Genomic DNA, 25643 nt, shown 5'->3' on the forward strand with positions numbered 1-25643 from the left:
AAAACTAAACAAATCAAAATCAATCAGATATGAGAAAACACTACTTATTTATTTTACTGTGTGTGTTCACACTTTTAACGAATTGTTCGGGAGGCGACGATTCCTTAACCACAACAACTGCAAGCACAACGGCAGCGGCTGTAAAAACTGGAAAACTAACCGGAAAAGTAATGTCCCAAAACGGAACCACACCTATTGGCGGAGCTTCGGTTTTCACTTTTGACGACAAATACAAAATCTATTACACCACTTCTGATGCAGAAGGAAAATTCACATTGGATGCTCCGGAAGGAAATCACACAATTTACATTCAAACAGGTAATGGTACCAACTTCCGTACTGAAATTTCTGCAAATGTAAAAGACAACGAAACTCTAAATCTCGATGTAAGCCAGACTAAACTAAATCAGGTTGCAAAAATTGCTTATGTAAAAGGAACGTATGATAAAATTGAAGATATTATAACGACTTTAGGCTATACTGCTACCGAAATCACTAATAATGATCTTGCTAATCTAACGACTATTGCACAGTATGACATTATTTTTCTAAACTGTGGTTCAAGAAATAATTACTCTTCAAATCCTGCGCTTTACACGGCTATTGATGCGAATTTAGCAACATTCGTTGCGAATGGGGGAAGTATTTACGCTTCCGATTGGGACGTTGCCTATTTAGTAGGCGGAACGAGCAATACCAATAATTGTTCGCTTGCAGGAGGATTTGTTCCTGACACAAAATTATGTTCAAAAAACATAGGAAATGTAGGAATGGTAGGTGCTACGGTAAATAATGCGGGACTAACGACAGCTTTGGGTTTCAATACACTTAATATTAATTATGATTTAGGTGCATGGCAAAAAATAATTAATTATGATCCTGCTTATTGGGAAGTTTTAGTTAAAGAAACTTCAACGAGTGACGCTTTAATGATTAGAACCAATCATTTTACAGCAACAGGTACTCCTACTACTCCGATCGGGACAAACACAACATTTGTAACGGTTTGTATTACGCTTCCGGGAAATATCCAGATCAGTATTTCTGTTCCGCAGATATTGGTTCCGTATTTGGTGGCTTTGGGCGCAACAGTAGGATCTTGTTCTGGATCTTCAACGAGTGGATATATTTATTATACAACTTTCCACAATCATGCTTCAGGAAACATTGGGAACGCCGGTGTAATTCTTCAATATGTAATCTTAAACTTATAATAAATTTTTAACTTAGACTGAAAGGTGGCTTTTTTAAGGCCACTTTTTTTTATCTTGCATATATAAATTTTAGCAATGAACATAGATACAGCATTAATCAACATCTTTTGTCTGGTTTTATTATTCTTAGGAATTTTAGGAACATTTTTACCTATTTTACCCGGGTTGTTACTGAGTATTTGTGGTTTACTGATCTATAAATTCGGGACAGATGCAGATCTTTCGATGATTTACATTTGGGCTTTTGGAATTTTAACGGTAATTTCTATAGTTTTAAGCTATGTTATTCCGGCAAAAACAAATCAAAAATACGGAGGAACACGTTGGGGAAGCATCGGATCTGTAATCGGAATGATTATCGGAATGTTTTTACCCATTCCATTAGGTTTTCTGATCGGAATGTTTGCCGGAGTTTTTGTAGGCGAACTTCTACATGACAGTAAAGATATGAACAAGGCTTTAAAATCTACAAAAGGAGCTTTTATAGGATTTATTTACGGAACAGGATTCAGTTTTGTGGTGGCTGTGGCAATGTTTTTGGTAGTAAGTTTAGATATGCTGAATATTATTTAAAAAGAAAATCATGCTACATAAAATTATTGTATTAAGTTTAGGATTATTGTTTTTAACGAACTGTAATGCTCAAAAAGAAACCAAAACCTCAACAAAAGTGAACGTTGATAAAACTGGAGTTACTAAAATTACCAATAAAGACGGCGAAATTATTTACCTGAACGAAGGTGAAAATAAATTCCTGAAAGAATACCAAATGAACGTGACTTTCAAAGGGGTTTCCGAAGACAGCCGTTGCCCAAAAGATGTAAATTGCATTTGGGCAGGAGTTGCCGTGGTACAGGTTGAAGTAATGGGAGCTGCAACCCGACCAATGACTTTGAATCTTGCAAGTTTGGATAATAAAGGCAGAAATTACAACCAATCTGCACAATTCAATGGATATACGATTTCTTTAGCCGATGTTCAGCCTTATCCCGGAGCGGAAGAAGGTGCAAAAGCTTTAAATGGAAAATACAAAATCGGAATTACCATTAAAAAAGGAGGTGAAGATTCTACCAAGAAATAGGCTTCTTCCCTTTTGAAACAAGATATTCATTAATTTTTGAAAAAGGTTTGCTCCCAAAAAATCCTCTATACACAGAAAACGGTGAAGGATGTGCAGATTTTAAAATAAAATGTTTAGCCGGATCAATAAGTTCGGCTTTTTTTTGTGCAAAAGCGCCCCACAATACGAAAACCACATTCTCTTTTTTATCTGAAATTTCTTTAATGATATAATTTGTAAAATTTTCCCAACCCAAATCTTTATGAGAATTTGGCGTATGTGCGCGAACCGTTAAGGTTGCATTTAATAACAAAACGCCCTGTTTTCCCCAATCGTCAAGCTCTTTAGAAGTTCTTTCAATTCCTAAATCGTCTTTTAATTCAATAAAAATATTTTTAAGAGATGGCGGTGCTGCAACCTGTTCCGAAACAGAAAAACACAAACCATTCGCTTGGTAATCATTATGATAGGGATCTTGCCCGATAATTACCACCTCAACATCTTCGAAAGGCGTAATTTCCAATGCTCTGAAAATCTGATTTTTCGGTGGAAAAACTTTTGTGGTTGCGTATTCTTGTTTTACTTTTTCCCAAAGGCTGGTAAAGTATGGGGTATTTTTTATGGGGGATAGTATTTCTGTCCAGGTCATTTTTTAATTATTTATTGATAATAAAATTCAGTTAATTTATAATATTCATAAAGATGGTTTTCTTCCAAATTCTCTAAATCCTCCAGTTTAATATTACGTTTTTCATCTTTAACTAGAATTTCTACTTTTTCTCCTTTATAATAAAGTATTTTATCCCCTGAAGATTCCAAATCAATAAAAGTAACTATAGAATCTGAGACTTTTGAAAATTCATGTATCCAATTTTTAACACTTAGTGATTCGTGTAACATCACACTCATACTTGTTGTAACTGCTGTAAAAGAAAACGTATAAACATCAAAATCCTTATGCTTATTAATAGTCGAATCAAAAGATCCAATTGATATTTTGCCATTCCCTAAATACCAATCTTCAAAATGTTTTTTAAAATCTTCAATAGGAGAGCCAGAATAAGGATTGTAAAAACTTAGAAAAATTTCAGGATCAATATCAAAAATTAGTGACGTTGAAAAATCTAAATCATCGATATCATAAAATATTTTCTCATTTTCAATTTTTTGAGACTTCTCATTGAAATAATGTCCTAAAAAATCAACATATTTTTCATTATCTAATCTCAAAGTAATCCTATCATCTCCGATAGAATTTTGATTAAGCCAATTTAATGAATCTTCAATTTTTTCTTTTCTTACAAAAGTTATAATAGAATAATCTAATCCCATTCTCTATTTATTTAGAATTCTCCTTTCGTCTAAATGACAAATGAGACGTTACTTCTTCAAACTAAAAACCAAATTATCCGGAAAACCTTCATCTTCTCTCCCCTCTTCCAAAACAAAATCATATTTCAAAAGAAGACTTTTCGAGTTTTCATTAAACTTATTGGTCATTGCAACCATTTCATGCAAATGTAATTCATTAAAACCAAAATTTACAACTGCAGTCAAAGCTTCTGACATGATTCCTTGCCTGTGATAATCTGGTAATAATTCGTAACCAACTTCTGCAACAGTTCTATCCTCAGAAAAATTATACAGGCAAATTGTTCCAATTAAATTCGATTGATTTTTAAGCGAAATTCCCCAATAAAAAGATTGATTATCCTTAGTTCTTTCTTTAATAGTTAAAATAAACTGAAGCGCGTCATAATTATTTTTCGGAGATTTTCTCTGCACATATTGATTGATAACTGCATTACTACGAATTTTCAGAATATCGTCGACGTGGCTTTCGTTGATTTCTTTTAAAATTAATCTTGGGGTTTCTAGTTTCATATCTCAAATTTAGTAAAAACTAAACCATGAGATAAAATAGTTTTTTTATTTTTCTGATTAGGATCAATTACCATACAGTTTGTCATCCCGTAGGGATCTAGGCACGAATCTGTCCATTCTTTTTTCCAATACTATGCTTGGATCCCTACGGGATGACAAACTATGTGGTAAAAATTTAACTTAAAATAATTAACTTGTTAAAATCTTTTGTGCATTTTGTGGTTAAATAAAATTCAAACAAACTCATTTCCAAAGTAAAATTCACATTTTCTCACTAAATTTGCAGTGTGTATATAAATAAAGAAGATTTAAACGAATTAGAGTTTCCGCAATTGCTCGCGGAAATTTCTCCTTTTGCGTATTCTCCGAAAACAAGAGAAAAAATTCTTCAACTTCGTCCGATGGAAATAGACGAGGCAGAACTTTCTTTGAAAAAAACTTCCGAATATTTATCGAGTTTTGAAAGTTCAAATGCGATTCCGTTTGATGAATATGAAGATATTGAAAGTGAGTTGAAACTCATGCTGATCGAAAATTATCGTCTTGAAAACAGCGCTTTCATCAAAATCAAAACCATCACGGAACAGATAGGAAAACTGCAGAAGTTTTTCCCAACCATGCCCGAAACCTTTCCTACATTGATACAAGACGTTTCTGTTTTGGAATTCAAAAAAGAAATTATTGATAAAGTAGATAAGGTTTTCAACCGTTTTGGCGAGGTAAAAAGTGAAGCTTCCCCGATTTTAAAAGGATTGAGAGCCGAAATTCAACTGGCAAGAAAAGCGATTCAGGAAAATTTCAACCGCGCTTTGTTCAATTATGGGCAAAGTGATTTTCTGGATGATATTCGCGAAACAATTATTGATGATCAAAGGGTTTTAGCTGTAAAATCTGCGTATAAAAAAAGAGTGGCAGGAAGAGTTTTAGGACTTTCAAAAACAGGTTCCATTACTTACATGCAGCCCGACAGCGTTGTAAAGCATTATTTTAAATTAAAGGAAAGTGAAGAGGAAGAAAAAAAGGAAATTGACAAGATTTTACGAAAATTAACCGCAGAACTGGCAGAATTCCAACCTCAGCTTTGGAGATATCAAATGTATATTTTCGACCTTGATTTAACGAGAGCGAAAGCCAAATTTGCAGAACTCATCAACGGAGTTTTACCGAAAATTAATCGTCATAAAACATTAAAACTAAGAGAAGCCTTTCATCCATTATTGTGGCTGAGAAATAAAGCGGAAAACAAAACGATTTTCTCCCAGACACTGGCTTTAACGGAACACAACAGAATCATATGTATTTCGGGTCCAAACGCAGGTGGAAAATCCATTACTTTGAAAACTGTTGGGTTGCTTCAATTGATGATTCAGAGTGGCGTTTTAGTTCCGGTTCATCCGAAATCTGAAATGTTTTTCTTTGATAAAATAATGACCGATATTGGTGATAATCAATCTATTGAAAATCATCTTTCGACCTATTCATCAAGATTAAAGAAAATGGGCGGAATCATTCGTGAGGCAGATTCTGAAACCTTGTTGTTGATTGACGAATTTGGTACAGGTTCCGATCCTGAATTGGGTGGCGCTTTGGCAGAAAGTTTCTTTGAGTTTTTCTACGATAAAAAGAGTTTTGCCATCATTACAACCCACTACACCAATATTAAACTGGCGGTAGAACAACTTCCTAATGCTCAGAATGCAGCAATGTTGTTTAATGAAGAAACGCTGGAGCCAATGTACAAGTTAGAAGTCGGACAAGCAGGAAGTTCATTTACTTTTGAGGTCGCAGAGAAGAATAAAATTCCGAGATTTATCATTCATTCTGCGAAGAAAAAAGTGGAACATGATATCGTGAATTTAGATAAAACGATTGTAAAACTTCAACAGGAAAAATACGAAGTTGAAAAGCTTAAAACTGATCTTGCCGAAAGAAAAGAATCCGTTGAAGACAAGCGCGATAATCTGCAAAAACTGAATGAACAGCTTCAGCAAAAGTTATTCAATTTTCAGAAATTGTATGAGGAAGAACATCGTAAACTTCAATTCGGAACGAAAATCGAATCTTTTATCGACAGTTACGTAAAAGGAAAATCGAGAAAAGATGTGGTGAAAGATTTTGTGAAAATTTTGGAACAGGAAAAGTTCAGAAAAATCGGAGCAGATAAGGATGAATCTAAACGACTTCAGGTTGTAAAAAGAAAAATCACGCAACAATTGAAGAAAGAAGAAGTCATCGAAAAAATCACGGAAACCAACGAAAAACTGGAGGAAAAACGCAAAACCGACCGAGCTCTTTGGATGAAAATCGGGCAACGTGTAAGAATTTCGGGAAGTACAAGTGTCGGAACAATTGAAAAGATCTCGAGAAACAAGGTGATTGTGAATTACGGAACGTTCAAAACGACGATTGATGCAGATGAACTGGAAAGAATTTAATGTAAAATGATAACGGTAAAAACTCATATCACTTTTAAGGATTTTTTGATTTTTAATTTAAAAAATTCATTGTCAAGGATTCTTGTTTTTCCATTATTAGCTTTAGCTCTTTTTGTAATAAAGTTTTTCATGGAAGAAAGCAATGAAAGAGATGTTTTAGAATATGCAACAATGTGGCTTATTTTCGCATTTGTTTTTATTGTTGTTCGTTCCTATTTCCGCTTAAAAAATATTTTCCACTCAAATAAGCAAATATAGGAAATGATTTCCTATACTTTTACAGATGAAAATATTTATACAAAAGGCGAAACATTTGAAGGAGATTTTACATGGAAAACCGTTCATAAAGTAAAGGAAAACAAAGAATGGTTTTTGATTTATCAAAGCGCTCAAGTCATGAATATGGTTCCGAAGAAATATTTTACGAAATACCAGATTTCGGAGCTTAGAAATATTATTAAAACTAATAATGTAAAAGCTAAACTGAGAAACGATTAATTAAGAAAAATCGAAATACAAGAAGAGAGTCATTATGGCTCTCTTTTCTTTTTTAACATTCCTCAAAGACTTTGAAATCTGATATTTTTTTCTATTTTTACCGAAAACAATAATTTATGAAGCCACTAAAAGTATTATCAGATCTTCTTCCAATACCAAGTTATACGGTAATTATCCTGTGTTTTTTCTTTCCATTTTTTTTGATAAAATGTGGAGATACAACATTGATGTCTATTAAAGGAACAGATCTGGTAACCGGAGTTTCCAAAAAAGCCATGAGCGACAGAATGAAGGAAACCATGAAAAAAAGTTCGCCTTTCGGTTCTGCATTTGGAGAAAGTCTTGGACAGGATGAAAGCGATGAAACCAAATCAAATACAGACAATGAATATTCTCCACTAACGGAATCTTCTAAAGAATCTACACCTACTAAAAAAGAAAAGGAAAACATCCCACCAAATCCATTGATTATCGTTACATTTTTAATGGCGGTTGCAGGAATTGTAATTCAATTAATTAAAAGTGTAAGAAAGAAATATATTTTCCATATTATTTTTTCAATTGCAGGTCTTGCCTCTCTTCTTATTTTCTATTGGAGCTTTCAATCCCAAATGGAAGGTTTGGGAAGCAATAATCTTGGAATGGGTATGGGAAGCGATATTTCCATCAGTTATGGATTCGGAACAGCGTTTTATGTTTGTGGAATTATTTACCTTTTAATTTTAGCCTTTTTTGGAGTTTTTTCTTATTATTTAAAGAATAGCCCGGAAACGATTTACGGTTCTCCCAGAAAGAATCCTGAATCTTAAAAATTATAATTAATAATATAAAAAGAGTGTTCATTTGTTTTGAACACTCTTTTTTTGTTGAATTTATTTTAAAATTGTTGGAAAATCACAAAGGCGCAAAGACAATAAAAAAATATATTCTTTTAGGGCACAAGGATTTTATCTTCGATAAAATTTCCCACGTCTTAATTTTCGAAAATCTTTGATTTTCTTGTGTCTTAAAAACGGAATAATATAAATAAACTTTGAGTCTTTGCGATTTTCCAACAAAAAAATTTCATAAGTCACTTTTAATTTATTCTTTAATAAATTTCAATCGCGTTACATTATTTTTTTCTTTAATTTGAATAAAATAAACACCTTTTGTAAGATCGTGAACATTTACTTTTTCATCTGAAATTTTTCCTTGCATTACTTTTTGTCCGACTGAATTATAAATTTCAAATTCATTCCCTGAGATTCCTGAAATATTTAAAATATCAGAAGTAGGGTTTGGATAAATACTTCCTTCCTTATTTTTGTTCAATTCATTTACAGAAAGATTGGCTGTATTTGATAAATAAACGCCGTAATCTTCAACTTCTCCATAAGTGAAAGATCCACAAACAGAACTGTTTATTGTCTGAGTAATGATAACACGCATTGCCACGCCACAATTTGCTCCCGTCTGAAAAGCTATTGCAGGAACAGTAAAAAATGTTGTTGCTATTGAAGAAGTATTTGCCGGCGAAGACATCAATTTTTCGTTGTCCTGGAAAATTCCGTCAGCATTAAAATCGATCCAAACACCGACTGCAGCAGAACCCGAAGGAGCTGTTGCCCAGGTTTTGGAAACCGAAATTGAATTATTTGCACTACCAACCAACAACTGAACTTTGCGCGTAGGATCCGGACGATAATCTGTATAATTTGATGCTCCGGAATTGCTTATCATCTGCGGAAGTCCGCCGGAAGGGGTAACCGTAACATTGGAAATATGCATCATACTTGTATCTGTAGAACCTGCAGCACAATAATTAAGATACGTTGAAAATGTTAAGACATTCGACCAAGCTCCAATTGTCGTTGTTGCAGGACATTGTTTTGCTACCTGTACCTCGTAAGTTTGACATGGCATTAAACCTGTAAGAGTAAATGAATTTTGAATAATATTGGTAACAGTCGTCCAAGTTCCCAAAGGTATGCGATATCTTAAAACGTAGTTGGCAACGGTAGGATCTGCCGTCCAGGTGATAACTGCCGAAGTCATCGTAATACTGGAAATCTGAACGTTTGCAGGAGGAAGATTGTCGCAGAAAAACTCAGGTTTTGGTGTTTCTGTTACAATATTTTTGCTTTGATAAAAAGAAATTCCCAATAGAAATAGGAATGCAAAAAGTAGATTTTTTGTCATAAGTTTAAATGGTTTTAGATTTTAATTAAAAGTAAGACAAAAACTCGAATTGGCATTATAAATTATAAGTCAAAAATTATATTTTTAAAATTAATTCAAAAATATTTCTATTAATTTTGATGCATGATCAAAAATCTTAAGGTTTTGTGGATTTTTTATTTGAAATTATTAATCCCATCGATTTCATTTTCAATTGTAATAACTTCATTATTGGGATTTACCTTTAATAAATTCGGATTGTGCTTTTTAATATTCTTTCCGGCATTCCATTTTTTGATTTATGAATTAAGATTAAAAAATGAGTATACTTTTTTTGCCAATTTTGGGTTTTCGAGGTTATCTCTTTGGATTGTGACAGCATCAATAAGTTTAATAATAAATATGGGAGCCAATTTTTTATGAGTAATCTTCATGTTGACAGCATCACAAAATCGTTTGATGAAAAGACTATCCTAAGAGGAATATACATCAGCTGCGAAACAGGAAAAGTAGTAGGATTATTGGGAAGAAATGGTTCGGGAAAATCTACTCTGCTCAAAATCATTTTCGGAATTGAAAAAGGAGATTCACAATTCGTAAGAGTTGATGATAAAGTTTTACAAAACCAAATGGATCGAAAAGGAAGAATTGCCTACCTGCCACAATATTCTTTTCTTCCAAGAGGCATAAAAATAAAAAAACTGATTTCGCTTTTTTGTAATAAAACAAATACCGAAAAACTTTTACATTCTCAACTTATAAAACCTTTTTTAAACGAAACCTCGAGCAGTCTTTCAGGAGGTGAAAAGAAAATTGTTGAGATTTTATTACTCATTCATTCCGATGCGAAATTTATTCTTTTGGATGAACCTTTTAATGCATTATCTCCAAAAATGGTTTCTGAAATTCAGAAAATAATTAGGGAACAATCAAAAGAAAAAGGAATTATCATTACCGATCATCGTTATCAGGATATTTTGAAGATTTCTGATGAAATTTATCTGCTTGACAATAATTATTTAAAACAAATTAAAGATTTAAAAGAATTGCAACAGCATAATTATCTTCCGAAAAGTATTTAATTTATATATTTGAACTGTTAAAAAATTTTTATGATGATTTCCGTAAACAAAGCATTTTATTTATCTGTTTTCAGTCTTTTTTCTTTGGGTCTTGTAAAAGCTCAGGATAAAGTTCCTTTTGGTGTTGTAAAAGCTGAAGAAGGCTATGCGATGGTACGTGTTCATAAAGATAATTACAGAAAAATCATCGATAAAATTCGTATGAAAACAGGAGATGTTTTCATTTATGATAAACCGGCGCCGGGAGAAACAGAGTGGCTTTGGATCAAATATCCTGATAGAGATTACGATAGCGAAAAACCTTTCGAAAGGTACGACAGCATTAATAAAGAAGGGATGGTGAACAAAAATCGTGTTGTTTTTGTTGATAAACTACCACAATTTACGCCTTCAAAATCTAAAAACGGAAGATCATTAATTTTTACCGATGATACCAATCCTAAAATTCCGGGAAATCAAAGAACCAAAATAATCATCGATGTTTATCCTTCGTATGCAAAACTTAAGAAACAGGAAAAAGATGCTGAAGGAAATATCATTAAACTTGATAAAGTAAAGCCTTGGGGAATTGGAAAAGACCTTCCTGAAGATTTAACGGAAATTAAATCCATCAGAGTTCAACAACCGGGAAGAGGTTCTGTTTTTGTAAGAGACGCAATCAAAAATATGTTTCAGCCTACAATGGATTTCAGCAATGTTGGTGTTACAGCGATCGACAACGATCATATTTTCCTTTATATGATTAATGGTTCTGGTGAAAACCGATACACTACGATTTGGACAATCAAGCAAGGAAAAGTTGAAAGTCAGATCATTTATAAAAATCCACGATAATTCGTCAATAATCATTATTTTTGTAACCGAAAAGTGAATAACTTTTCAGGAAATTGGTTCTGCTTAACCGCAGATTAAAAGGGAATCGTGTGAAAATCACGAACTGTCGCGCAACTGTAAGTAACTAAAGTCTTTATCACAGATCCACTGTCTCTTGCCTAAATAGCGGGATGGGAAGGAGATGAAGATGTTACGAGTCAGGAGACCTGCCTATTTTTTAAACAAAAAAACTTTCGCGATTTGAAGTTTATTGATCTAATGGATGTTTCAGGGATTTCTCGGATTCCTGTCATTGTTCTGTTGTTCCGATCTATTTCATTTCGCTTTAATTAATAATGAAATATGACTACAGAAGAAAGAATTGAAGCATCGGAAACCAGAATCTTTAAAGCAGTTTTCCCCAATACAACCAATCATTACGATACTCTTTTCGGAGGAACGGCGATGCAACTCATGGATGAAGTGGCATTTATTGCAGCAACTCGCTTTGCAAGAAAACGTGTGGTAACGGTAAGCAGCGATAAAATCGATTTTAAAAGATCTATCCCCGCAGGAACCATCGTAGAACTGATCGGAAAAGTAGTACACGTCGGAAAAACGAGTATGAAAGTAAATGTTGAGATTTTTACGGAACAAATGTATTCTTATGAAAGAGAAAGAGCGATTGTCGGAGATTTTACGTTTGTAGCAATTGACGAATTCAAGAAACCAATCCAAATACTATAAATGAAAAGGTTCCGGCGGCTTCGCCGCCGGAACCCTTATTTTTACAATGTTTTTTTAAAGCAGTTTCGGCGGGCTTAGCCCGCCGAAACTTTTTATTTTATTTATTTTTATCTCCCATAGATTTCAAGTTAATATGAAAAACTATTTCAAAACCTTCTCAGTCTCCAAATTTCTAATCAATAAATGCTGAAACGCCTCTCCCATTTCATCCGAAGCTCTCACAATTGCATTTTCAAGCATATTTCGGATTTGTTTTTCTGTAACTCCGGCTTCCGTCCAGCTTTTTCCTGAAGTATGAGAATTCAGAATAAAAGGCATAATTCTGTCGATCGCACAGGCAAAAATTGCATCAGGAGTTTGTTCCTCTTCAAATTCCAGCCACATATTGAAAAACTCTGTTCTCAATGGTTCATCCAAAATTCCGAAAATCTTTTGAGCAGAAGCTTTCTCCCTTTCAAACTTTCCGACCATTGCAGCTTCATCAAATAAAAAAGTATCACCCGCTTCAATTTCCACCAAATCATGAATAGACAGCATTCTGATGACTCTTAATAAATCAATATCCGCTCTGTTTTTTGCGTATGGAAAAAGAATCTGGGCCAAAATAATGATCTGCCACGAATGTTCAGCCGTATTTTCCCTTCTTGAATCATCGGCATTATAATTTCTTCGCTGTACATTTTTCAGGGCATCAACTGCCAGAATAAAATCAATCTCCTTTTGTATTTTCATTGTTAATTTTCTTTATAATATTCGTTGACCGGATATTCTTTCGTGTTCGTAATCCATTTATCATCTATAAATTCACGTTTTGTCACCTTCACTTTTTCACCGCCGGTTGCATCTTCTTCCAATTCATAAACTTTAAATAAACCACGTTGCGGCAGCACAGAATATTCCGTCGTAATATGCCAACAACATCCTGATTTAGAATACGTAATTAATCTTTTTCGAGCAGAATCGGTATTAAACATTCCTAGATTTTCGTGAGCCAATCCTGTTAATTCTTCGCTTAAAACGAATTGCTTTTTAGTAATATTAAAAACATAAACATCGTAAGAAGGTCCACCGTAACCACTTTCGTTTCCGTTTCTGATGGCGATATCTTCCGTTCCGTCAAAATTAAAATCGTCAAAAATCAACGGACTTTGTTCATCGTATAATCGAATGATATTCGCTGTCGGTTTCTGATCTTCATTTAGATAAAAGTTTAAATTTTCTGAGGTCAGCGTCTGAAATTTTTTCGAAGTCTTTTTATCAAACAATTCTATCGAAGCCTTTCCCTGGCATTCTTCCTTACTGCAATTTTCAACATTAATTTTAACATCATAATTTTTGGATGCGTCTTTTAATTCAAATTGTTGTTGAGCGAAAACAGTCGTTCCCAAAAGAACAAAGGGTAATAAAAATCGAGAATGTATCATATGTGTATTTTTTAAATTCTGTAAACAAATTCTGTGCAAAAATACAGCTTTTGATTTAAAGCTTTTGGGTTGATATTTTTTTAAGGAGCTATTTGATTCATTGCAAGGCTATTTTTTATTTGGAGCTTAATCCCGCTTTCCACTGTATCTTTTTGGTTACGACTTCCGCTTCGCTCCAGCCACAACCAAAAAGGATGTCGTTCCAATGGTAAGTTTGCATTAAGAAAAACCGATTTATAAATTAGTTAAAAAAATTAACTTTAAGAAAAAGCAGCAGGATAAAGACAGACGTTCAATTGATAGATAGATATCGCCCCTGATTTTATTCCCCTGCTGCTGTTTTCTTCCAAATCCGGATAGAACATTGTTGGTAATAACTTTTACCATGATGGATCAGAAGAAAACCTCTTTATAAAAAAGATTTATGATGGCAAAATTATCAAAAAAAGTGATTGGAGTAGATGTAGGGTCTAAGTTTTTTAACGTTGAGTTTTAATGATCACAATGGTCAGGATCAAATTAGTAATATCGAAAACAATCAGCGCTCGATATTATCATTTTTAAAGAAAATATCCTCAGATGATTATTGTTTTGTTATTGAAGCTACCGGTAATTACAGTAGTAGAATTCTTCATTTTTCTTTGGGTAAAGATTTTAAATCCAACCTTATAAACTGTATGTCTGTCAAGCATTTTGCAAGGATGAAAAATATTATTACAAAAACTGATGCCGAAGACGCCAAGTTGATCAGGCTTTATGGTGAGATGTTCCGTCCTGAGAATTACATGCCCAAAAGTATTGAGATTGAACATCTTGACCAAGAGATTAAACTGTTGAATGATTTGGAAGAAGAAAAACGCCGATATGCTGTAAAACTAAAATCGCTTCGTTTTAATCCTTACCTAAATCCAGATACAGAAAAGCATTATGAAAGGAGGTTGAAACAGTTGGAAAAAGAAATCAATGAAGTTGAGCAACGCCTTCCAAAACTTCAGGATGAAGAGTTTAAGGAAGTGAAGGATTTAATACAAAGTGTATCGGGAATTGGCGAAAAGACTTCATTACAATTAATGGCAGCAACTTCCGGTTTTAAGAATTTTGAATCTGCAAAGTCATTGGTTAAATATTTTGGATTGGCTCCCAGAATTTATCAGTCTGGAAAAAAATGTTATTCTCCGGGAAAGTGCAGAACCTCTAAAACTCATATCAGAAGTCTACTGTATGTTTGCTCGTGGACCGCAATAAAACACAACGTTCACTGCAAAGAACTTTATTTAAGATTATTGGCCAAAGGCAAACCTAAGAAATTGGCATTGATTGCCGTTTGTAATAAACTCTTAAGAATCTGTTTCGGTGTGGTCAAAAATAAAATAGCTTATCAAGCAGATTATCAGAAAAACTTTAAAATTTTAACTTGAAGAATTTGCATATTAACATAGAACATCGGGGCTAGAACAGCACTTTGTCGTCATTGCGAGGAGTGAAATGACGAAGCAATCTCTATAAATTTTATGTTTCAATTTCTAAAGATTGCTTCACCTACGGTTCGCAATGACCCAAAACTTTTCTCTAATACTACGCTTAGATTCCTCCGGAATGACAAACACTGTGAAAAAGAAATCAAAAGAAAAAGTAACAAACATGATCAATAAAATTTCAAATAATTTAAACCATAAGTCGTACTTTTAATGGAAATATTCTACATGACTTCAAAATTCAATTATCCGACAGAAATAAAAGGAACAAGAAAGTTGTATTCATTATTTAGAGGGGTGAAGGATCCTCTAGAAGTCATCAGCGGAAACCACAAAATTGCAGGGGATAGTTATTATATTAAAGCAAGTTTTACCAATAAAAACTTTATTTTTTCTCAGGATAAAGAATTTATTGAATACATTTTAAAACAAAATCATAAAAATTACTTCAAATCTGAAATACAATCCGTCACATTAGGAAAATATCTTGGAAACGGTTTGCTGACAAATAACGGTAAAGATTGGCTCAAACAAAGAAGATTGATTCAACCTGGTTTTAGCAAAGCAAAAATTGCGAATCTGGTTTCCATTATGGAAGAAGAAATTGATGCCGCTTTCCAATCTTTTGATAAAGAACCAGAAATCGATTTATACGATTTATTTCATACGCTGGCTTTTAATATTGTTGCTAAAACCCTTTTCAGTTCAGATATTGATGAAAGTAAGGTGAAAGAATTAGGTAAAATTATTACCGAAGTTCAGGAAGTTTTTGCAAAAGAAGTTCGTTTGCCATTTTACACTCAGATCTTTAAAATATTTGGTGTGATTGGCAAAACAATTGAAAAAAGTAAAAGATCAAAAGCCATTATTCAAAGCGTTTTGGATAAACGAAGAGATTCGGGGGAAGAAAAAAACGATTTGCTGGATATGCTTATTCATACGCGATATGAAGATACACAACTTCCTATGTCCGATGAACAGCTTGTTGATGAAATGCTTATTCTCTTCATCGCCGGTCACGAAACGACTGCAAATGCTTTAAGCTTTATCTTTTTTGAAATCAGCCAGAATCCTGAAGCGGAAAAGAAATTAAAACTAGAAATTGAGGAAGAAGGCGAAAATATTTTCACAACAGAAAGTTTAATGAAAAAATCTTATACCTCCAATATTATTAAAGAGGCGATGCGACTGCATTCTCCGGCTTGGGCAATCGATAGACAGGCTTTAGAAGACGACAGCTTTAAAGATTATTCCTGGAAAAAAGGAACACTAATTATTCTTTATATTGCAGGTTTGCACAGAAATCCGAAGTATTGGAATGATCCAAATTCCTTTATTCCGGAACGTTTTGACGATGAAAATGCAAAGAATTTCGCTTACTATCCTTTCGGCGCAGGTCCAAGACTTTGCATCGGTGAACATTTTGCTATGATGGAGATGGTTCTTATCGTCCGTAAATTCTACAAAAACTACAGTTTTGTATCATATCAGAAAGAATTGGAGAAAAAAGCATTGGTAACTTTAAGAACAACCAGCTTAAATGGAAAGATTATTAAAAATTTAGCCTAGTTTTTCTAAAATCCACATTCATAAAATTCAATAATAAAAATAATTAATCTGATTTTCAATTAGTTACAATAATTATTTATATTTTTTCACTACTTTGTATTGCATAATACCATTTTATTTACATATCTTTGTAATGTAAAATCGAAGCAGGTACATCTAGCTAGGTTCCGAACTTCGAAAATTATATAACTAATTAACAAAACTTATTAAAGATGAATACTGAAAATACCAAAGCGCAAATGCGAAAAGGAATTCTGGAATTCTGTATTTTAAGTCTCATCAATCATCGCGAAATGTATGTTTCCGACTTAATAGATGAACTAAAAAAAGGAAAACTGGATGTAGTGGAAGGAACACTCTACCCTCTTTTAACAAGATTAAAAAACGGCGAGTTTCTTTCATATAGATGGGAAGAATCTACAGGAGGACCACCAAGAAAATATTACCAGATTACAGAAAAAGGTAAATTATTTTTAGATGAACTTCAAAATACCTGGAACGAATTAACAGATTCCGTAAACCAAATCACTCAAATCAAATAAAAACAAAGCTATGAACAAGACACTCTCAATAGGACTCGCAGGTTTTTCTTTTACTATAGAAGAACACGCATATATAAAGCTGAGCGACTACCTGAATGCTCTTAGAAGCTCTCTGGACGCTTCGGAAGCAGATGAGGTAATGCATGACATAGAAATCAGAATGGTGGAAATCTTCAGAGATTCTTTAGGAAAACGTGAAGTAATCAACGATACAGATGTAGAGAAAGTAATCGCACAGATCGGTTCTCCTGAAAAAATCGAAGAACAGGAAGAAGCTTACTATTCTGAAAAAAATACAAAAAGAAATAACACAACAGGAACTGAATATTCTGATAAAAAACAATTATTCCGTGACCCTGAAAGACAAAAAATTGCCGGTGTTTGCGCAGGTCTGGCTCATTACGTAGGAATGGATATTACTGCAATGAGAGCAATCTGGCTGGGAATTTTCATCTTAGGAATTTTCACAGCAGCCGTTTCATCAACGTTGGTTTTCCTGCTTTACATCATCCTTTGGGCGGTGTTGCCAAAAGCAGAAACTGCGGCAGATTTCCTGAAAATGAAGGGAAAGCCTATGAACTTCGACAATCTTAAGAATGAGTCTAATAAGTTGGTGCAATTTGCCAATGAATCTACTCAGAGGGTCGGAGAAATCTATATCGAAAACAAACCATACATCAACAACGCCGGGAGCGGACTTTGGAATGTGATAAGATATATTTTAGGTGGAATCTTCGCTTTAATGTCTATTTCTTGCTTAATCGGAGTATTTGTAGTATTCGGTTTCATGGGAGCAGACAGCGACTTCCCTCCTATCAGCGAAATGAATTTCTATTTCGATAATGATAACATGAGATATGTAATCATGGCATTGATCACATTAGGAAGCTTACTGCCTGCAATGGTTTTCGGAATTTTAAGTATTAAACTAATTTCTCCTAAAACAAAATTAAGAAACACAGGTTGGGTAATCGGGGCGATATTTCTTGCATTGATCTCTTTGGGTACTTATTTTGGATTCAGCATGGCGAAAAAAGAAATGTTCCTGAAAGGTCATAAAGAAGATACAGAAGAAGTTTCTATCAACACACAATCGGACAGTATTTATGTTGATTTCAAGCAAGTTACCATTCCTCAAAACTTTAAAGGATACGATGATGATCTTTATTCTGATAAAGTTTCAGTTTATAAAAAAGATTGGATTCATGTAGATGTTACAAGAAAAGCAGATATCAAAACTCCTTATCTGATTATTAAAAAAGAAGCTAAAGGATACAATCTGCCATTGAATGTAAATGTTCCGGTAGAAATTGTAAACAACAGAGTAATTCTTCCAAACTATATTAAATATCCTTACGAACACAGATTCAGAGATTACAGCATCGATTATGAATTGGTAATTCCTTCAAAATCAGTTGTAATACCGGTAAAAAGAGACGGAATCGATTTCGACGGAGATTTAAACGGAGACGGAATCAATGACGACGATCAGGACAGAGATGAAGATGGAAACATCAGAATCGAAAAAAATAAGATCACAGTAAACGGTTCTACGATTGAATATAATTCTAACGATGAAGACAGCGACAGCATCATCGTAAACGGAAAAAAAGTTCCGAGCAACCAGGCAGATCAGGTAATTGATTCTATGAAAAACAGCATCAAAAAAATGAAAGGCGGTAACGTAGACATCAAAGTAAACGAAGGTAAAAACGAAATTTCTATAAAAACTAAATAATTAACTGCAGAGAGTGGCAGAAGGTGTGAATGAATAACACAACCGTTTGAAATTCACACTCTTCTTCTCTCAGAAAGAACAAAAATATATAAGATAATTGTTCTTCATGTTAATAAAAAAGTTTACATTTGTAGAGGAAAAAAATTAATAACCAAAAACACTCAAAAAATATTAAATAATCATGGTACAGTTAGCACTAGAAATTATAATGAAAATTGTTGATTTAATCAGCAGTTTGTTTTAAGAGCGATAATATTTCAATATATTTGTAAAGTATAACCACTTTGGTTATACTTTTTTGTTTTTAATCTAAAACTATATGAGAAAGCTGATTGGCAAACTGATGTTAAAATTAATGGGCTGGAAAGTCGTTCTTCAGGGCGACGAAAGCAGTCTCAACCGATGTATTCTTGTGGTCGCTCCACACACCCACAACATGGAATACATTTTAGGAAATCTTGCCTATTGGTCATTAAAAAAACCATTAAAAATCATTATTAAAGACGCCCACACAAAAGCCTGGTACGGAAGCATAGTAAAAGGGTTGGGCGGAATCGGAATCGACAGAAGCCAGAAAAATGACCTTGTGAATTTTGTGGCAAAACAGTTTGCAAAAGACGATTTCAGTTTGGTAATCACTCCGGAAGGAACAAGAAGCTGGGTTCCGAAATGGAGAAAAGGCTTCTATCACATGGCTTTAGCAGCAAAAGTTCCGATCGTTTTGGCAGCGGGAGATTTTAAAAGAAAAATCGTTTACTTAGGTTATACCATTCCTTATGAAAGAATTGCATCCGTTCCTTTTGTAGAAATCATGCAGGAAATTCAGGATTATTACGTAAAAAATGACATCGTTCCTAAAATCCCAGAAAACTGGAATCCCAACATCATGGGAAGCGACTCTGAATCTCAACCAACAACCAGCAACTAATAACGATCAACAAAATAATGTACTATACTAAAGATAAAACGAAGGAAGAAATATTAGCATTTCTAAACAGTTGGGGTGGCGAAGTTACTTTAGCGAAAAATTTAGAAATAAAATTCATCGATATCGATCTTGAAAACGAGACGATGACGGCTACAATGCCCGTGCAACCGAAAGTTCACCAACCTTTTGGAATTCTTCACGGCGGAGCAAGCTGTGTATTGGCAGAAACGATGGGTTCTAGCCTGTCTAATATTTTTATAGACGGTTCAAAATATTATGGAGTTGGGACGAATATCAATTCAAACCATTTAAGAAGCAAAAAAGACGGACTTGTAACAGCCGTTGCGAGATTCATCCGAAAAGGAAAAACCATGCACGTTTCTGAAATTGAAATTCGTGATGAAAAAGGTCAGTTGATCAATCATACAACGATGACGAATAATATTATTAATCGATAAAATTAATTTTTATTTGAAGCTTTTTCCCGCTTTCCACTGTATCTTTTTGGTTACGGACTTCGCTTCGCTCCGCCCGCAACCAAAAAGGATGCCGTTTCAATCGGGGCTAGGGTTTTTGTCGTTCAATTAAACATTCGAAAAATACCACAACGTTTGTAATTCCGTAGGAATATAAGTACTGTACTAGAAAGTTGAAAGGAAAGACTCGAATCTAAATTAAACTAAATGAATAATTTCAGATAAAAAATAAGCTTCAAACAAAGTTAAAATACAAAGCTCAAAAATAATTTTGAGCTTTTTTTGTTTTTATACTGCAACCTTTTTCTTTTCTTGCATCTTATAAGAAAAAATAACAACCATGAGAACTCACATTTTATCTTTCTTATTTTTATTAACGTTTGTAATCTCTTGTACAACAAACGATATGGAAACCATTCAGGAAAAAACAACATCCTACGACGTTTATGTTGGCGGTGTCGATGAATTCAACGCCTGTTACTGGAAAAACGGACAAAAAGTTTCATTAGCCGGCGGAGAAAATTTACAGGGAACTTACATTGCTGTAGAAAATAACAACGTTTATATGCTCGCCAATAATATCGGTTCGCTTGGTGGAAGCAATACAATTCCCGCGTGGTATTTTTGGAAAAATGGTGTAAAATATAATGTTGCTCAATATCTAAATGTTACTCCAAATACAATAAATGAACCTAATAATTTTCAGCTTTATAATAATCTGACAATAAAAAATGGAGATATTTATTTTAATGGAATTATGAAAAATCCTACCCCAACATCTACAACAGACCAATATTTGTTTTGTTCTTGGAAAAATGGTGTTAGGACAGTTCTAGAAACAAGCGAAACTGCAGCAAGCTTAACTTTAGGAGCCTATGGCTTTTTTAATAACGATGTTTATATCTCAAAACGTTATTATGGGACACCGGGTAACTGGACCAACTGGGAGGTCGGATACTATAAAAATAATGTTTATCACTTTCTTACAAACAGTCTTATTCCGCGCAAATTCTTGTCCGACAATTCAGTACTTTACTTATCTTTAGTTGATATGAATGGTAATTTTTATCTGAAAAATATTCTTACCAACACCGATGTTACAGTGCCAACAAATATTTCACAAAGCGGTATTACAGATTTTTCCTGGGATGGATCCGATATATATTATATTGGAAAAAATTTCTATTTTAAAAACAACAATCAGGTACAAATTTCAGATCCGAATAATTTTAACAATATTGGGCATTTTATAGCAAAAGATCAAAATATTTACATGACAAGAACAAACACAAATGGAACAGCCGTAAAATTCTTTATTAACAATACAGAAATCATGAGCCTTCCAGATACATCAAGAGGATGTTTTAACTCTGTTGTTGTCGTTCCAAATTAAAAAATATGAAGCAAAGCAATAATAATATAGACTGGCAAAAGGTCTACGGCGAGTATTCCCCAAAACTTTTGGGGATCTGCCGTAGATACATTCCGGACATTTATACTGCTGAAGATATTGTTCAGGACAGCTTTATTACGGCCATACAAAACAATCATCAGCTGAAAGATGAGAAAGCTTTGATGGGCTGGCTCAAAAAAATTGTTGTAAATAATGCATTGATGCACTTGCGAAAACACAGCAAAGCGGTTTTTGTAAGCACCGAACCCTCAGAAATTCCAGATACCCTTTACGAGATGAATCCCCCTTTAGACGAAAAAAATATTTTCATTTACGATTTCACAAGAGATCAGCTTTTGTCATCGATCGACAGTTTGCCGGAACATCACAAGTCGGTTTTCAATTTATTCTTTATTGAAAACCATTCACATGCAGAAATATCGGGCATGTTGGGAATCACTGTGAATACGTCTAAATCTCATTTGATGAGAGCAAAGAAAGCCGTTCAGAATTTTCTGATGAATAATTTCGTGAATCAAGATACACCGAAAAACAAAAAAAAGGCTCAGCTTCTGGTAATTTTCGGTTTGGGAGGATTGTTATGGGCACAGACTTTTAAAAGTAAATTTTCAGATTTTAAAATTTCACCTTCCAAAAATTTTACTATCCCGGAGAACATTTCCATTAATAATTTTAGCACAGGATTTTCAAAAATTTCAGGTCAGGCTTTAACTCAGAAGGTCATTTTTGGAAGTACAACTTTAGTTATTGTAGCCGGTTCTGTCTTTTTATTGAGTCCGAAGAATTCGCTTTCTTCACAAAATAATTTAATTGTAAAATCTAAATTGATTAAAGAAAGGCAGGAAGTTTCAACAAATAAAATTCAAGAATCTACTGTCGAAAAGACTTCTGAAATTACTTTAAATAAAATTTCAAATGAAAAACTAAGTTCTGAAAATAAAATAAATCCTCAAACAAAATTCACAGAAGCTCAAATAAATTCAGATGAAAAAGAGGTTGTAAAAACAAAAACTGCAAAAAAAATAAGTCAAAAAGACGTTGTAGAAGATGAAAATGAAACTCCGCAGAAAGTAATCGTCGTAAAGAAAATTATTAAGCGAGATACCATTTTTGTAGATAAATAAATTGGATAACAAATGATGTTCTTAAAAAAACTATTATTTCTTTTTTTAGTCATAACTGTAAATTTTTCGTTTGCTCAAAAACATAAGAAAAGGAAAAAAGTCGATACAGTCTACGTATACGAAAATGTTGTTGTTTACGATACGGTATACTTGATGAAACCAACAAAATTTGCTCAAAATGACGTAATATTTCCTGAGTTTAAAGTTGAAGAAACGAAATTTGTCCGAAACATTTACAAAGAAGAAATCGAAAAACAAAGAGCTATAAATCGAGCAAGAAGACGAAAAGTAAGAACTTTCGAATTTGGATTGGAAGCGGGAACAGGTTTACATTTTAGTTCTTGGGCGAAAGACTTTTCTAATAATCCTCAATTTGGCGAAAACCTTGGAATTTGGTTTTCTAAAAACATTTTTGATCCCCGACTATCATTGCAATTATCAGCTAATGTTTATGATTGGAATTCCAGTTTTGATCTGGATGCAAATAAAGAAGATACAAATTTCAACGGTTTTTATTTTACGAAAGATGCGCAACCACTACTCTTTCAAAAATTTAATAATAAACACTTTGAATACGCTTTACAGTTAAAATTATTCTACGAATGGAACAATTTTCGTCCGTTTGCAGGATTCTTAGTCAACAGAAATTCTTACAAAATGCAATTTTTAGTTCCGGAAAATGGAGTTTTGAATAAATTGGAAGACTTTAAAAGTAAACAGATCAATATGGGGTTTTCGCTAGGAATCCAATACAGGCTTTTCAGGAAAATTTTGCTGGCTCTGGATTATCAGCAATACCAAATGAACAATGTTTCCTTAAAAAACAGCTCGTTTGATTTTGACATCTTTAAGACTAATAATACCTTTGCAGAAAGAAAAATAAACCTTGGAATTGTTTATACGATTTCGAAATAGTTTTTCTAAAAATCCTTTATACGATGATTTATTTCAAATTTCCATTCGACGAAAAGCTGTATTCAACAGATGAAAATACAGATGAAACCCATATTAATTTTCATTCTTTTGATGGCTTAGATCAAATCAATTTTAACGGAAAAATTATTGAAATAAATCATGAAAACTTCGATCAGCTAATTATCTCGAACGATTCTTTAGCTAACGATGAAAACAATTTTATTGCTGAAACTAAAGAAGAATATTTAAATAATTTAGGAAAAGTAATTGAAATTATTAAAGAAAATCAGCTTCCGAAATTGGTTTATTCCCGAAGAAAAATTTTCACTGATTTTAGTACAATTGATGTAAAAGAAAGTTTTAAAAAACTTTGTCAATCTTATCCCAATGCTTTCCGATATATTTTTATTGATGGCGAAACTTCGTGGATGGGAGCATTTTCAGAAGTTTTAGGAAAATTCAATAAATCAACTCATGATTTCGAGACGATGAGTCTTGCCGGAACACTTCCCGTTTCAGAAAATTGGTCAGAAAAAGAAATTGAAGAACAAAAACCAGTTACAAACTACATCAGAAATATTTTAAATAATTATTCTGAAAATATTGATGAATCCGAAACATACGATCATATTTCGGGAAATATTAAACATTTAAGAACAGATTTCAAAGCAAAAATACGACCTTCTGATTTGGATAAAATTATTAAGGAATTGCACCCAACCCCGGCAGTTTGCGGAATTCCTAAGGATTTTTGTAAAAAAAATATTCAAAAGGTTGAAAAATTTCCACGTGAATTATATGCGGGATATATTAAAATCGAAACAGAAGAAACGGTTCAGTATTTTGTAAATCTTCGTTGTTCTAAATTGTACAAAGACTCTGTTCATTTATTTGTTGGAGGCGGAATTACCGCACAAAGTAACCCAGAAAAAGAATGGAGAGAAACGGAGCTGAAGTCTGAAGCGATTTTGAAAAATTTGGTGGTTTCTTAAAAATAAAATTTCATTGAACTTTTTATTCTGTCAAGGATCTAAGCACGAATCTTTCATATAAATTTCTAATACTAAGTTTAAATTCCTACGGAAAGACAAACTTCGTGGCTTCAATCCTTATAAGTTTTGAAGCCTATGAGATTTAACAGTTTCAACGGTCGCAAGTTCCTAGCCCCGATTGCAACGGCATCCTTTTTGGTTGCGGCGGAGCGAAGCGGAGCCGTAACCAAAAAGATATAGTGGAAAGCGGGATTAAGCTTCTTAAATAAAAAATAAATTAAAGTTAAGTTCTTAAAAAAACCTCTTTCGCATTGAAAGAGGTTTTTATATAGAATAAAATGTGTTGAAAATTATTTCTTCACGCCGATTTTGCTCCACGTATTCATAACGAAAACGATGATTAAACCGATAATTGCCGCAGCTGCTGAAAAGATAAATTTCAGGTTGTCTTCAGATAGAACATCTGTCTGCCAGTCTACAGCGTAAAGATTGATTGCGATGAAAACGATAAACAGTATAAAAAATACTTTATAAAACTTCTGCATGATTCTTAAAAATTAATATAATTCTGCACCAACTGCGCAAAATTTGCGGTGAATAATTTAATTGAAATTGCCAAAAGGATGATTCCGAAAACTTTCTGTAAAATAGCCAATGTGGCGTCGCCCATTTTCTTCTCCAGCCAGGTCGCAGATTTCAGCACCAAATATACGAAAATTGTATTGAGAATGATTCCAAAAATAATATTAATATCATGGAATTCAGCTTTCAGGGAGAGCGTCGTCGTTAAAGTTCCCGCTCCTGCAACCAGCGGAAATGCGATGGGAACAATGGATGCGGCCTTTGCCTCAGAGCTTTTATTGATTTCAATTCCTAAAATCATTTCCAAAGCAATGATAAAAATCACAAAAGCACCTGCTATTGCGAAAGAATTTACATCAACTCCGATAAATTTTAGAATTTTATTTCCTACAAATAAGAAAACAAGCATAATTCCTCCGGCCGTAAGAGATGCTTTTCGAGACTCTATTTGTCCGAATTTCTGTTGTAAACTTACGATAATAGGAATAGAACCAATGATATCAATCACTGCAAAAAGAACCATAAAACAGGTTATGATCTCTTTTATAGAAAAATCATTAAAAATTTCCAT

Annotated in this window: 27 protein-coding genes and 1 riboswitch; of the genes, 19 read left to right on the plus strand and 8 right to left on the minus strand. The window is 33.4% G+C overall.

What is annotated here, in order from left to right; all coding sequences use genetic code 11:
* Positions 1-29: 29 nt before the first annotated feature.
* From ACKX2A_RS05905 to ACKX2A_RS05915, 3 genes are all read left to right on the plus strand, one after another.
* Complete coding sequence (locus ACKX2A_RS05905) at positions 30-1214, plus strand: carboxypeptidase-like regulatory domain-containing protein (RefSeq protein WP_415328297.1); 1185 nt, start codon at positions 30-32, stop codon at positions 1212-1214.
* A gap of 75 nt (positions 1215-1289) precedes the next feature.
* A complete protein-coding gene (locus ACKX2A_RS05910; protein ID WP_415328299.1) occupies positions 1290-1787 on the plus strand; it encodes a DUF456 domain-containing protein in 498 nt (165 codons plus the stop codon).
* Positions 1788-1797: 10 nt separating this feature from the next.
* Entirely contained in the window at positions 1798-2295 is a 498-nt protein-coding gene (locus ACKX2A_RS05915) for a hypothetical protein (protein WP_415328301.1), read from the plus strand.
* Here the strand turns inward: ACKX2A_RS05915 and ACKX2A_RS05920 are convergent.
* Genes ACKX2A_RS05920 through ACKX2A_RS05930 form a run of 3 tightly spaced genes read right to left on the minus strand, consistent with a single transcriptional unit; the run spans position 2282 to position 4158 of the window.
* Positions 2282-2923 carry a uracil-DNA glycosylase gene (locus tag ACKX2A_RS05920; RefSeq protein ID WP_415328303.1) on the minus strand — a complete coding sequence of 214 codons (642 nt, stop codon included), beginning with the start codon at positions 2921-2923 and terminating at the stop codon, positions 2282-2284. The two genes, ACKX2A_RS05915 and ACKX2A_RS05920, sit on opposite strands and share 14 nt — an antisense overlap.
* Positions 2924-2934: 11 nt before the next feature.
* Entirely contained in the window at positions 2935-3606 is a 672-nt protein-coding gene (locus ACKX2A_RS05925; protein ID WP_415328304.1) for a hypothetical protein, read from the minus strand.
* Positions 3607-3654: 48 nt separating this feature from the next.
* Complete coding sequence (locus ACKX2A_RS05930) at positions 3655-4158, minus strand: GNAT family N-acetyltransferase (protein ID WP_415328306.1); 504 nt, start codon at positions 4156-4158, stop codon at positions 3655-3657.
* Positions 4159-4445: 287 nt separating this feature from the next.
* Between ACKX2A_RS05930 and ACKX2A_RS05935 the strand changes: the two genes are divergently transcribed.
* The 3 genes from ACKX2A_RS05935 (at position 4446) to ACKX2A_RS05945 (ending at position 7900) form a co-directional block, all read left to right on the plus strand.
* A complete protein-coding gene (locus tag ACKX2A_RS05935; protein ID WP_415328308.1) occupies positions 4446-6593 on the plus strand; it encodes an endonuclease MutS2 in 2148 nt (715 codons plus the stop codon).
* A 261-nt stretch (positions 6594-6854) separates the two neighbouring features.
* Positions 6855-7091 (plus strand): YcxB family protein, encoded by a 237-nt coding sequence (locus tag ACKX2A_RS05940; protein ID WP_415328309.1) that lies wholly within the window; start codon positions 6855-6857, stop codon positions 7089-7091.
* Between the two features lie 116 nt (positions 7092-7207).
* Complete coding sequence (locus ACKX2A_RS05945; protein ID WP_415328310.1) at positions 7208-7900, plus strand: hypothetical protein; 693 nt, start codon at positions 7208-7210, stop codon at positions 7898-7900.
* A 274-nt stretch (positions 7901-8174) separates the two neighbouring features.
* Here ACKX2A_RS05945 and ACKX2A_RS05950 read toward each other — a convergent pair whose 3' ends face one another.
* Entirely contained in the window at positions 8175-9272 is a 1098-nt protein-coding gene (locus ACKX2A_RS05950) for a GEVED domain-containing protein (protein WP_415328312.1), read from the minus strand.
* A gap of 398 nt (positions 9273-9670) precedes the next feature.
* On the opposite strand from ACKX2A_RS05950, the gene ACKX2A_RS05955 reads away from it, so the two are divergent.
* The 3 genes from ACKX2A_RS05955 (at position 9671) to ACKX2A_RS05965 (ending at position 11893) form a co-directional block, all read left to right on the plus strand.
* Positions 9671-10333, plus strand: coding sequence for an ATP-binding cassette domain-containing protein (locus tag ACKX2A_RS05955; RefSeq protein WP_415328314.1), 663 nt, complete (start codon positions 9671-9673; stop codon positions 10331-10333).
* Between the two features lie 30 nt (positions 10334-10363).
* Entirely contained in the window at positions 10364-11167 is an 804-nt protein-coding gene (locus ACKX2A_RS05960; RefSeq protein ID WP_415328315.1) for a hypothetical protein, read from the plus strand.
* A 37-nt stretch (positions 11168-11204) separates the two neighbouring features.
* Positions 11205-11396: riboswitch (cobalamin riboswitch) on the plus strand.
* A 113-nt stretch (positions 11397-11509) separates the two neighbouring features.
* On the plus strand, positions 11510-11893 hold the full coding sequence (locus ACKX2A_RS05965; RefSeq protein WP_076392338.1) for an acyl-CoA thioesterase: 384 nt from the start codon (positions 11510-11512) through the stop codon (positions 11891-11893).
* Between the two features lie 141 nt (positions 11894-12034).
* Here ACKX2A_RS05965 and ACKX2A_RS05970 read toward each other — a convergent pair whose 3' ends face one another.
* On the minus strand, positions 12035-12625 hold the full coding sequence (locus ACKX2A_RS05970; protein WP_415328318.1) for an HD domain-containing protein: 591 nt from the start codon (positions 12623-12625) through the stop codon (positions 12035-12037).
* A gap of 2 nt (positions 12626-12627) precedes the next feature.
* Positions 12628-13317: an XAC2610-related protein gene (locus ACKX2A_RS05975; protein ID WP_415328319.1), complete on the minus strand. Its 690-nt coding sequence runs from the start codon at positions 13315-13317 to the stop codon at positions 12628-12630.
* A 485-nt stretch (positions 13318-13802) separates the two neighbouring features.
* On the opposite strand from ACKX2A_RS05975, the gene ACKX2A_RS05980 reads away from it, so the two are divergent.
* From ACKX2A_RS05980 to ACKX2A_RS06025, 10 genes are all read left to right on the plus strand, one after another.
* A complete protein-coding gene (locus ACKX2A_RS05980; protein ID WP_415328321.1) occupies positions 13803-14735 on the plus strand; it encodes an IS110 family transposase in 933 nt (310 codons plus the stop codon).
* Between the two features lie 270 nt (positions 14736-15005).
* Positions 15006-16361, plus strand: a complete 1356-nt coding sequence (locus ACKX2A_RS05985) for a cytochrome P450 (protein WP_415328323.1) — start codon at positions 15006-15008, stop codon at positions 16359-16361.
* 212 nt (positions 16362-16573) lie between these two features.
* Positions 16574-16903, plus strand: coding sequence for a PadR family transcriptional regulator (locus ACKX2A_RS05990; protein WP_415328324.1), 330 nt, complete (start codon positions 16574-16576; stop codon positions 16901-16903).
* Between the two features lie 10 nt (positions 16904-16913).
* The gene (locus ACKX2A_RS05995; RefSeq protein ID WP_415328326.1) at positions 16914-18641 is read left to right on the plus strand and encodes a PspC domain-containing protein; all 1728 of its coding nucleotides are present in this window, start codon (positions 16914-16916) and stop codon (positions 18639-18641) included.
* Between the two features lie 319 nt (positions 18642-18960).
* Positions 18961-19569, plus strand: coding sequence for a 1-acyl-sn-glycerol-3-phosphate acyltransferase (locus ACKX2A_RS06000; RefSeq protein ID WP_415328328.1), 609 nt, complete (start codon positions 18961-18963; stop codon positions 19567-19569).
* A 17-nt stretch (positions 19570-19586) separates the two neighbouring features.
* Entirely contained in the window at positions 19587-20027 is a 441-nt protein-coding gene (locus tag ACKX2A_RS06005) for a PaaI family thioesterase (RefSeq protein ID WP_415328330.1), read from the plus strand.
* Positions 20028-20385: 358 nt separating this feature from the next.
* On the plus strand, positions 20386-21438 hold the full coding sequence (locus ACKX2A_RS06010) for a hypothetical protein (RefSeq protein WP_415328332.1): 1053 nt from the start codon (positions 20386-20388) through the stop codon (positions 21436-21438).
* A gap of 5 nt (positions 21439-21443) precedes the next feature.
* Positions 21444-22583, plus strand: coding sequence for an RNA polymerase sigma factor (locus ACKX2A_RS06015; RefSeq protein WP_415328334.1), 1140 nt, complete (start codon positions 21444-21446; stop codon positions 22581-22583).
* Between the two features lie 12 nt (positions 22584-22595).
* A complete protein-coding gene (locus ACKX2A_RS06020; protein ID WP_415328336.1) occupies positions 22596-23498 on the plus strand; it encodes a hypothetical protein in 903 nt (300 codons plus the stop codon).
* A gap of 23 nt (positions 23499-23521) precedes the next feature.
* Entirely contained in the window at positions 23522-24490 is a 969-nt protein-coding gene (locus ACKX2A_RS06025) for a chorismate-binding protein (RefSeq protein ID WP_415328337.1), read from the plus strand.
* Positions 24491-24840: 350 nt separating this feature from the next.
* Here the strand turns inward: ACKX2A_RS06025 and ACKX2A_RS06030 are convergent, their stop codons facing one another.
* Positions 24841-25035 (minus strand): hypothetical protein, encoded by a 195-nt coding sequence (locus tag ACKX2A_RS06030; RefSeq protein WP_415328339.1) that lies wholly within the window; start codon positions 25033-25035, stop codon positions 24841-24843.
* Positions 25036-25040: 5 nt separating this feature from the next.
* Positions 25041-25643: a MarC family protein gene (locus tag ACKX2A_RS06035; protein WP_415328341.1), complete on the minus strand. Its 603-nt coding sequence runs from the start codon at positions 25641-25643 to the stop codon at positions 25041-25043.

The organism is Chryseobacterium sp. MMS23-Vi53, from assembly GCF_047651245.1.
Taxonomy (GTDB): Bacteria; Bacteroidota; Bacteroidia; order Flavobacteriales; family Weeksellaceae; genus Chryseobacterium.

Excerpts from the sequence above, each read along its gene's own strand:
- ACKX2A_RS05905 (WP_415328297.1), top strand. The coding sequence starts at position 30 with ATGAGAAAACACTACTTATTTATTTTACTGTGTGTGTTCACACTTTTA.
- ACKX2A_RS05910 (WP_415328299.1), top strand. The coding sequence starts at position 1,290 with ATGAACATAGATACAGCATTAATCAACATCTTTTGTCTGGTTTTATTA.
- ACKX2A_RS05915 (WP_415328301.1), top strand. The coding sequence starts at position 1,798 with ATGCTACATAAAATTATTGTATTAAGTTTAGGATTATTGTTTTTAACG.
- ACKX2A_RS05920 (WP_415328303.1), bottom strand. The coding sequence starts at position 2,923 with ATGACCTGGACAGAAATACTATCCCCCATAAAAAATACCCCATACTTT.
- ACKX2A_RS05925 (WP_415328304.1), bottom strand. The coding sequence starts at position 3,606 with ATGGGATTAGATTATTCTATTATAACTTTTGTAAGAAAAGAAAAAATT.
- ACKX2A_RS05930 (WP_415328306.1), bottom strand. The coding sequence starts at position 4,158 with ATGAAACTAGAAACCCCAAGATTAATTTTAAAAGAAATCAACGAAAGC.
- ACKX2A_RS05940 (WP_415328309.1), top strand. The coding sequence starts at position 6,855 with ATGATTTCCTATACTTTTACAGATGAAAATATTTATACAAAAGGCGAA.
- ACKX2A_RS05945 (WP_415328310.1), top strand. The coding sequence starts at position 7,208 with ATGAAGCCACTAAAAGTATTATCAGATCTTCTTCCAATACCAAGTTAT.
- ACKX2A_RS05950 (WP_415328312.1), bottom strand. The coding sequence starts at position 9,272 with ATGACAAAAAATCTACTTTTTGCATTCCTATTTCTATTGGGAATTTCT.
- ACKX2A_RS05955 (WP_415328314.1), top strand. The coding sequence starts at position 9,671 with ATGAGTAATCTTCATGTTGACAGCATCACAAAATCGTTTGATGAAAAG.
- ACKX2A_RS05960 (WP_415328315.1), top strand. The coding sequence starts at position 10,364 with ATGATGATTTCCGTAAACAAAGCATTTTATTTATCTGTTTTCAGTCTT.
- ACKX2A_RS05965 (WP_076392338.1), top strand. The coding sequence starts at position 11,510 with ATGACTACAGAAGAAAGAATTGAAGCATCGGAAACCAGAATCTTTAAA.
- ACKX2A_RS05970 (WP_415328318.1), bottom strand. The coding sequence starts at position 12,625 with ATGAAAATACAAAAGGAGATTGATTTTATTCTGGCAGTTGATGCCCTG.
- ACKX2A_RS05975 (WP_415328319.1), bottom strand. The coding sequence starts at position 13,317 with ATGATACATTCTCGATTTTTATTACCCTTTGTTCTTTTGGGAACGACT.
- ACKX2A_RS05985 (WP_415328323.1), top strand. The coding sequence starts at position 15,006 with ATGGAAATATTCTACATGACTTCAAAATTCAATTATCCGACAGAAATA.
- ACKX2A_RS05990 (WP_415328324.1), top strand. The coding sequence starts at position 16,574 with ATGAATACTGAAAATACCAAAGCGCAAATGCGAAAAGGAATTCTGGAA.
- ACKX2A_RS05995 (WP_415328326.1), top strand. The coding sequence starts at position 16,914 with ATGAACAAGACACTCTCAATAGGACTCGCAGGTTTTTCTTTTACTATA.
- ACKX2A_RS06000 (WP_415328328.1), top strand. The coding sequence starts at position 18,961 with ATGAGAAAGCTGATTGGCAAACTGATGTTAAAATTAATGGGCTGGAAA.
- ACKX2A_RS06005 (WP_415328330.1), top strand. The coding sequence starts at position 19,587 with ATGTACTATACTAAAGATAAAACGAAGGAAGAAATATTAGCATTTCTA.
- ACKX2A_RS06010 (WP_415328332.1), top strand. The coding sequence starts at position 20,386 with ATGAGAACTCACATTTTATCTTTCTTATTTTTATTAACGTTTGTAATC.
- ACKX2A_RS06015 (WP_415328334.1), top strand. The coding sequence starts at position 21,444 with ATGAAGCAAAGCAATAATAATATAGACTGGCAAAAGGTCTACGGCGAG.
- ACKX2A_RS06020 (WP_415328336.1), top strand. The coding sequence starts at position 22,596 with ATGATGTTCTTAAAAAAACTATTATTTCTTTTTTTAGTCATAACTGTA.
- ACKX2A_RS06025 (WP_415328337.1), top strand. The coding sequence starts at position 23,522 with ATGATTTATTTCAAATTTCCATTCGACGAAAAGCTGTATTCAACAGAT.
- ACKX2A_RS06030 (WP_415328339.1), bottom strand. The coding sequence starts at position 25,035 with ATGCAGAAGTTTTATAAAGTATTTTTTATACTGTTTATCGTTTTCATC.
- ACKX2A_RS06035 (WP_415328341.1), bottom strand. The coding sequence starts at position 25,643 with ATGGAAATTTTTAATGATTTTTCTATAAAAGAGATCATAACCTGTTTT.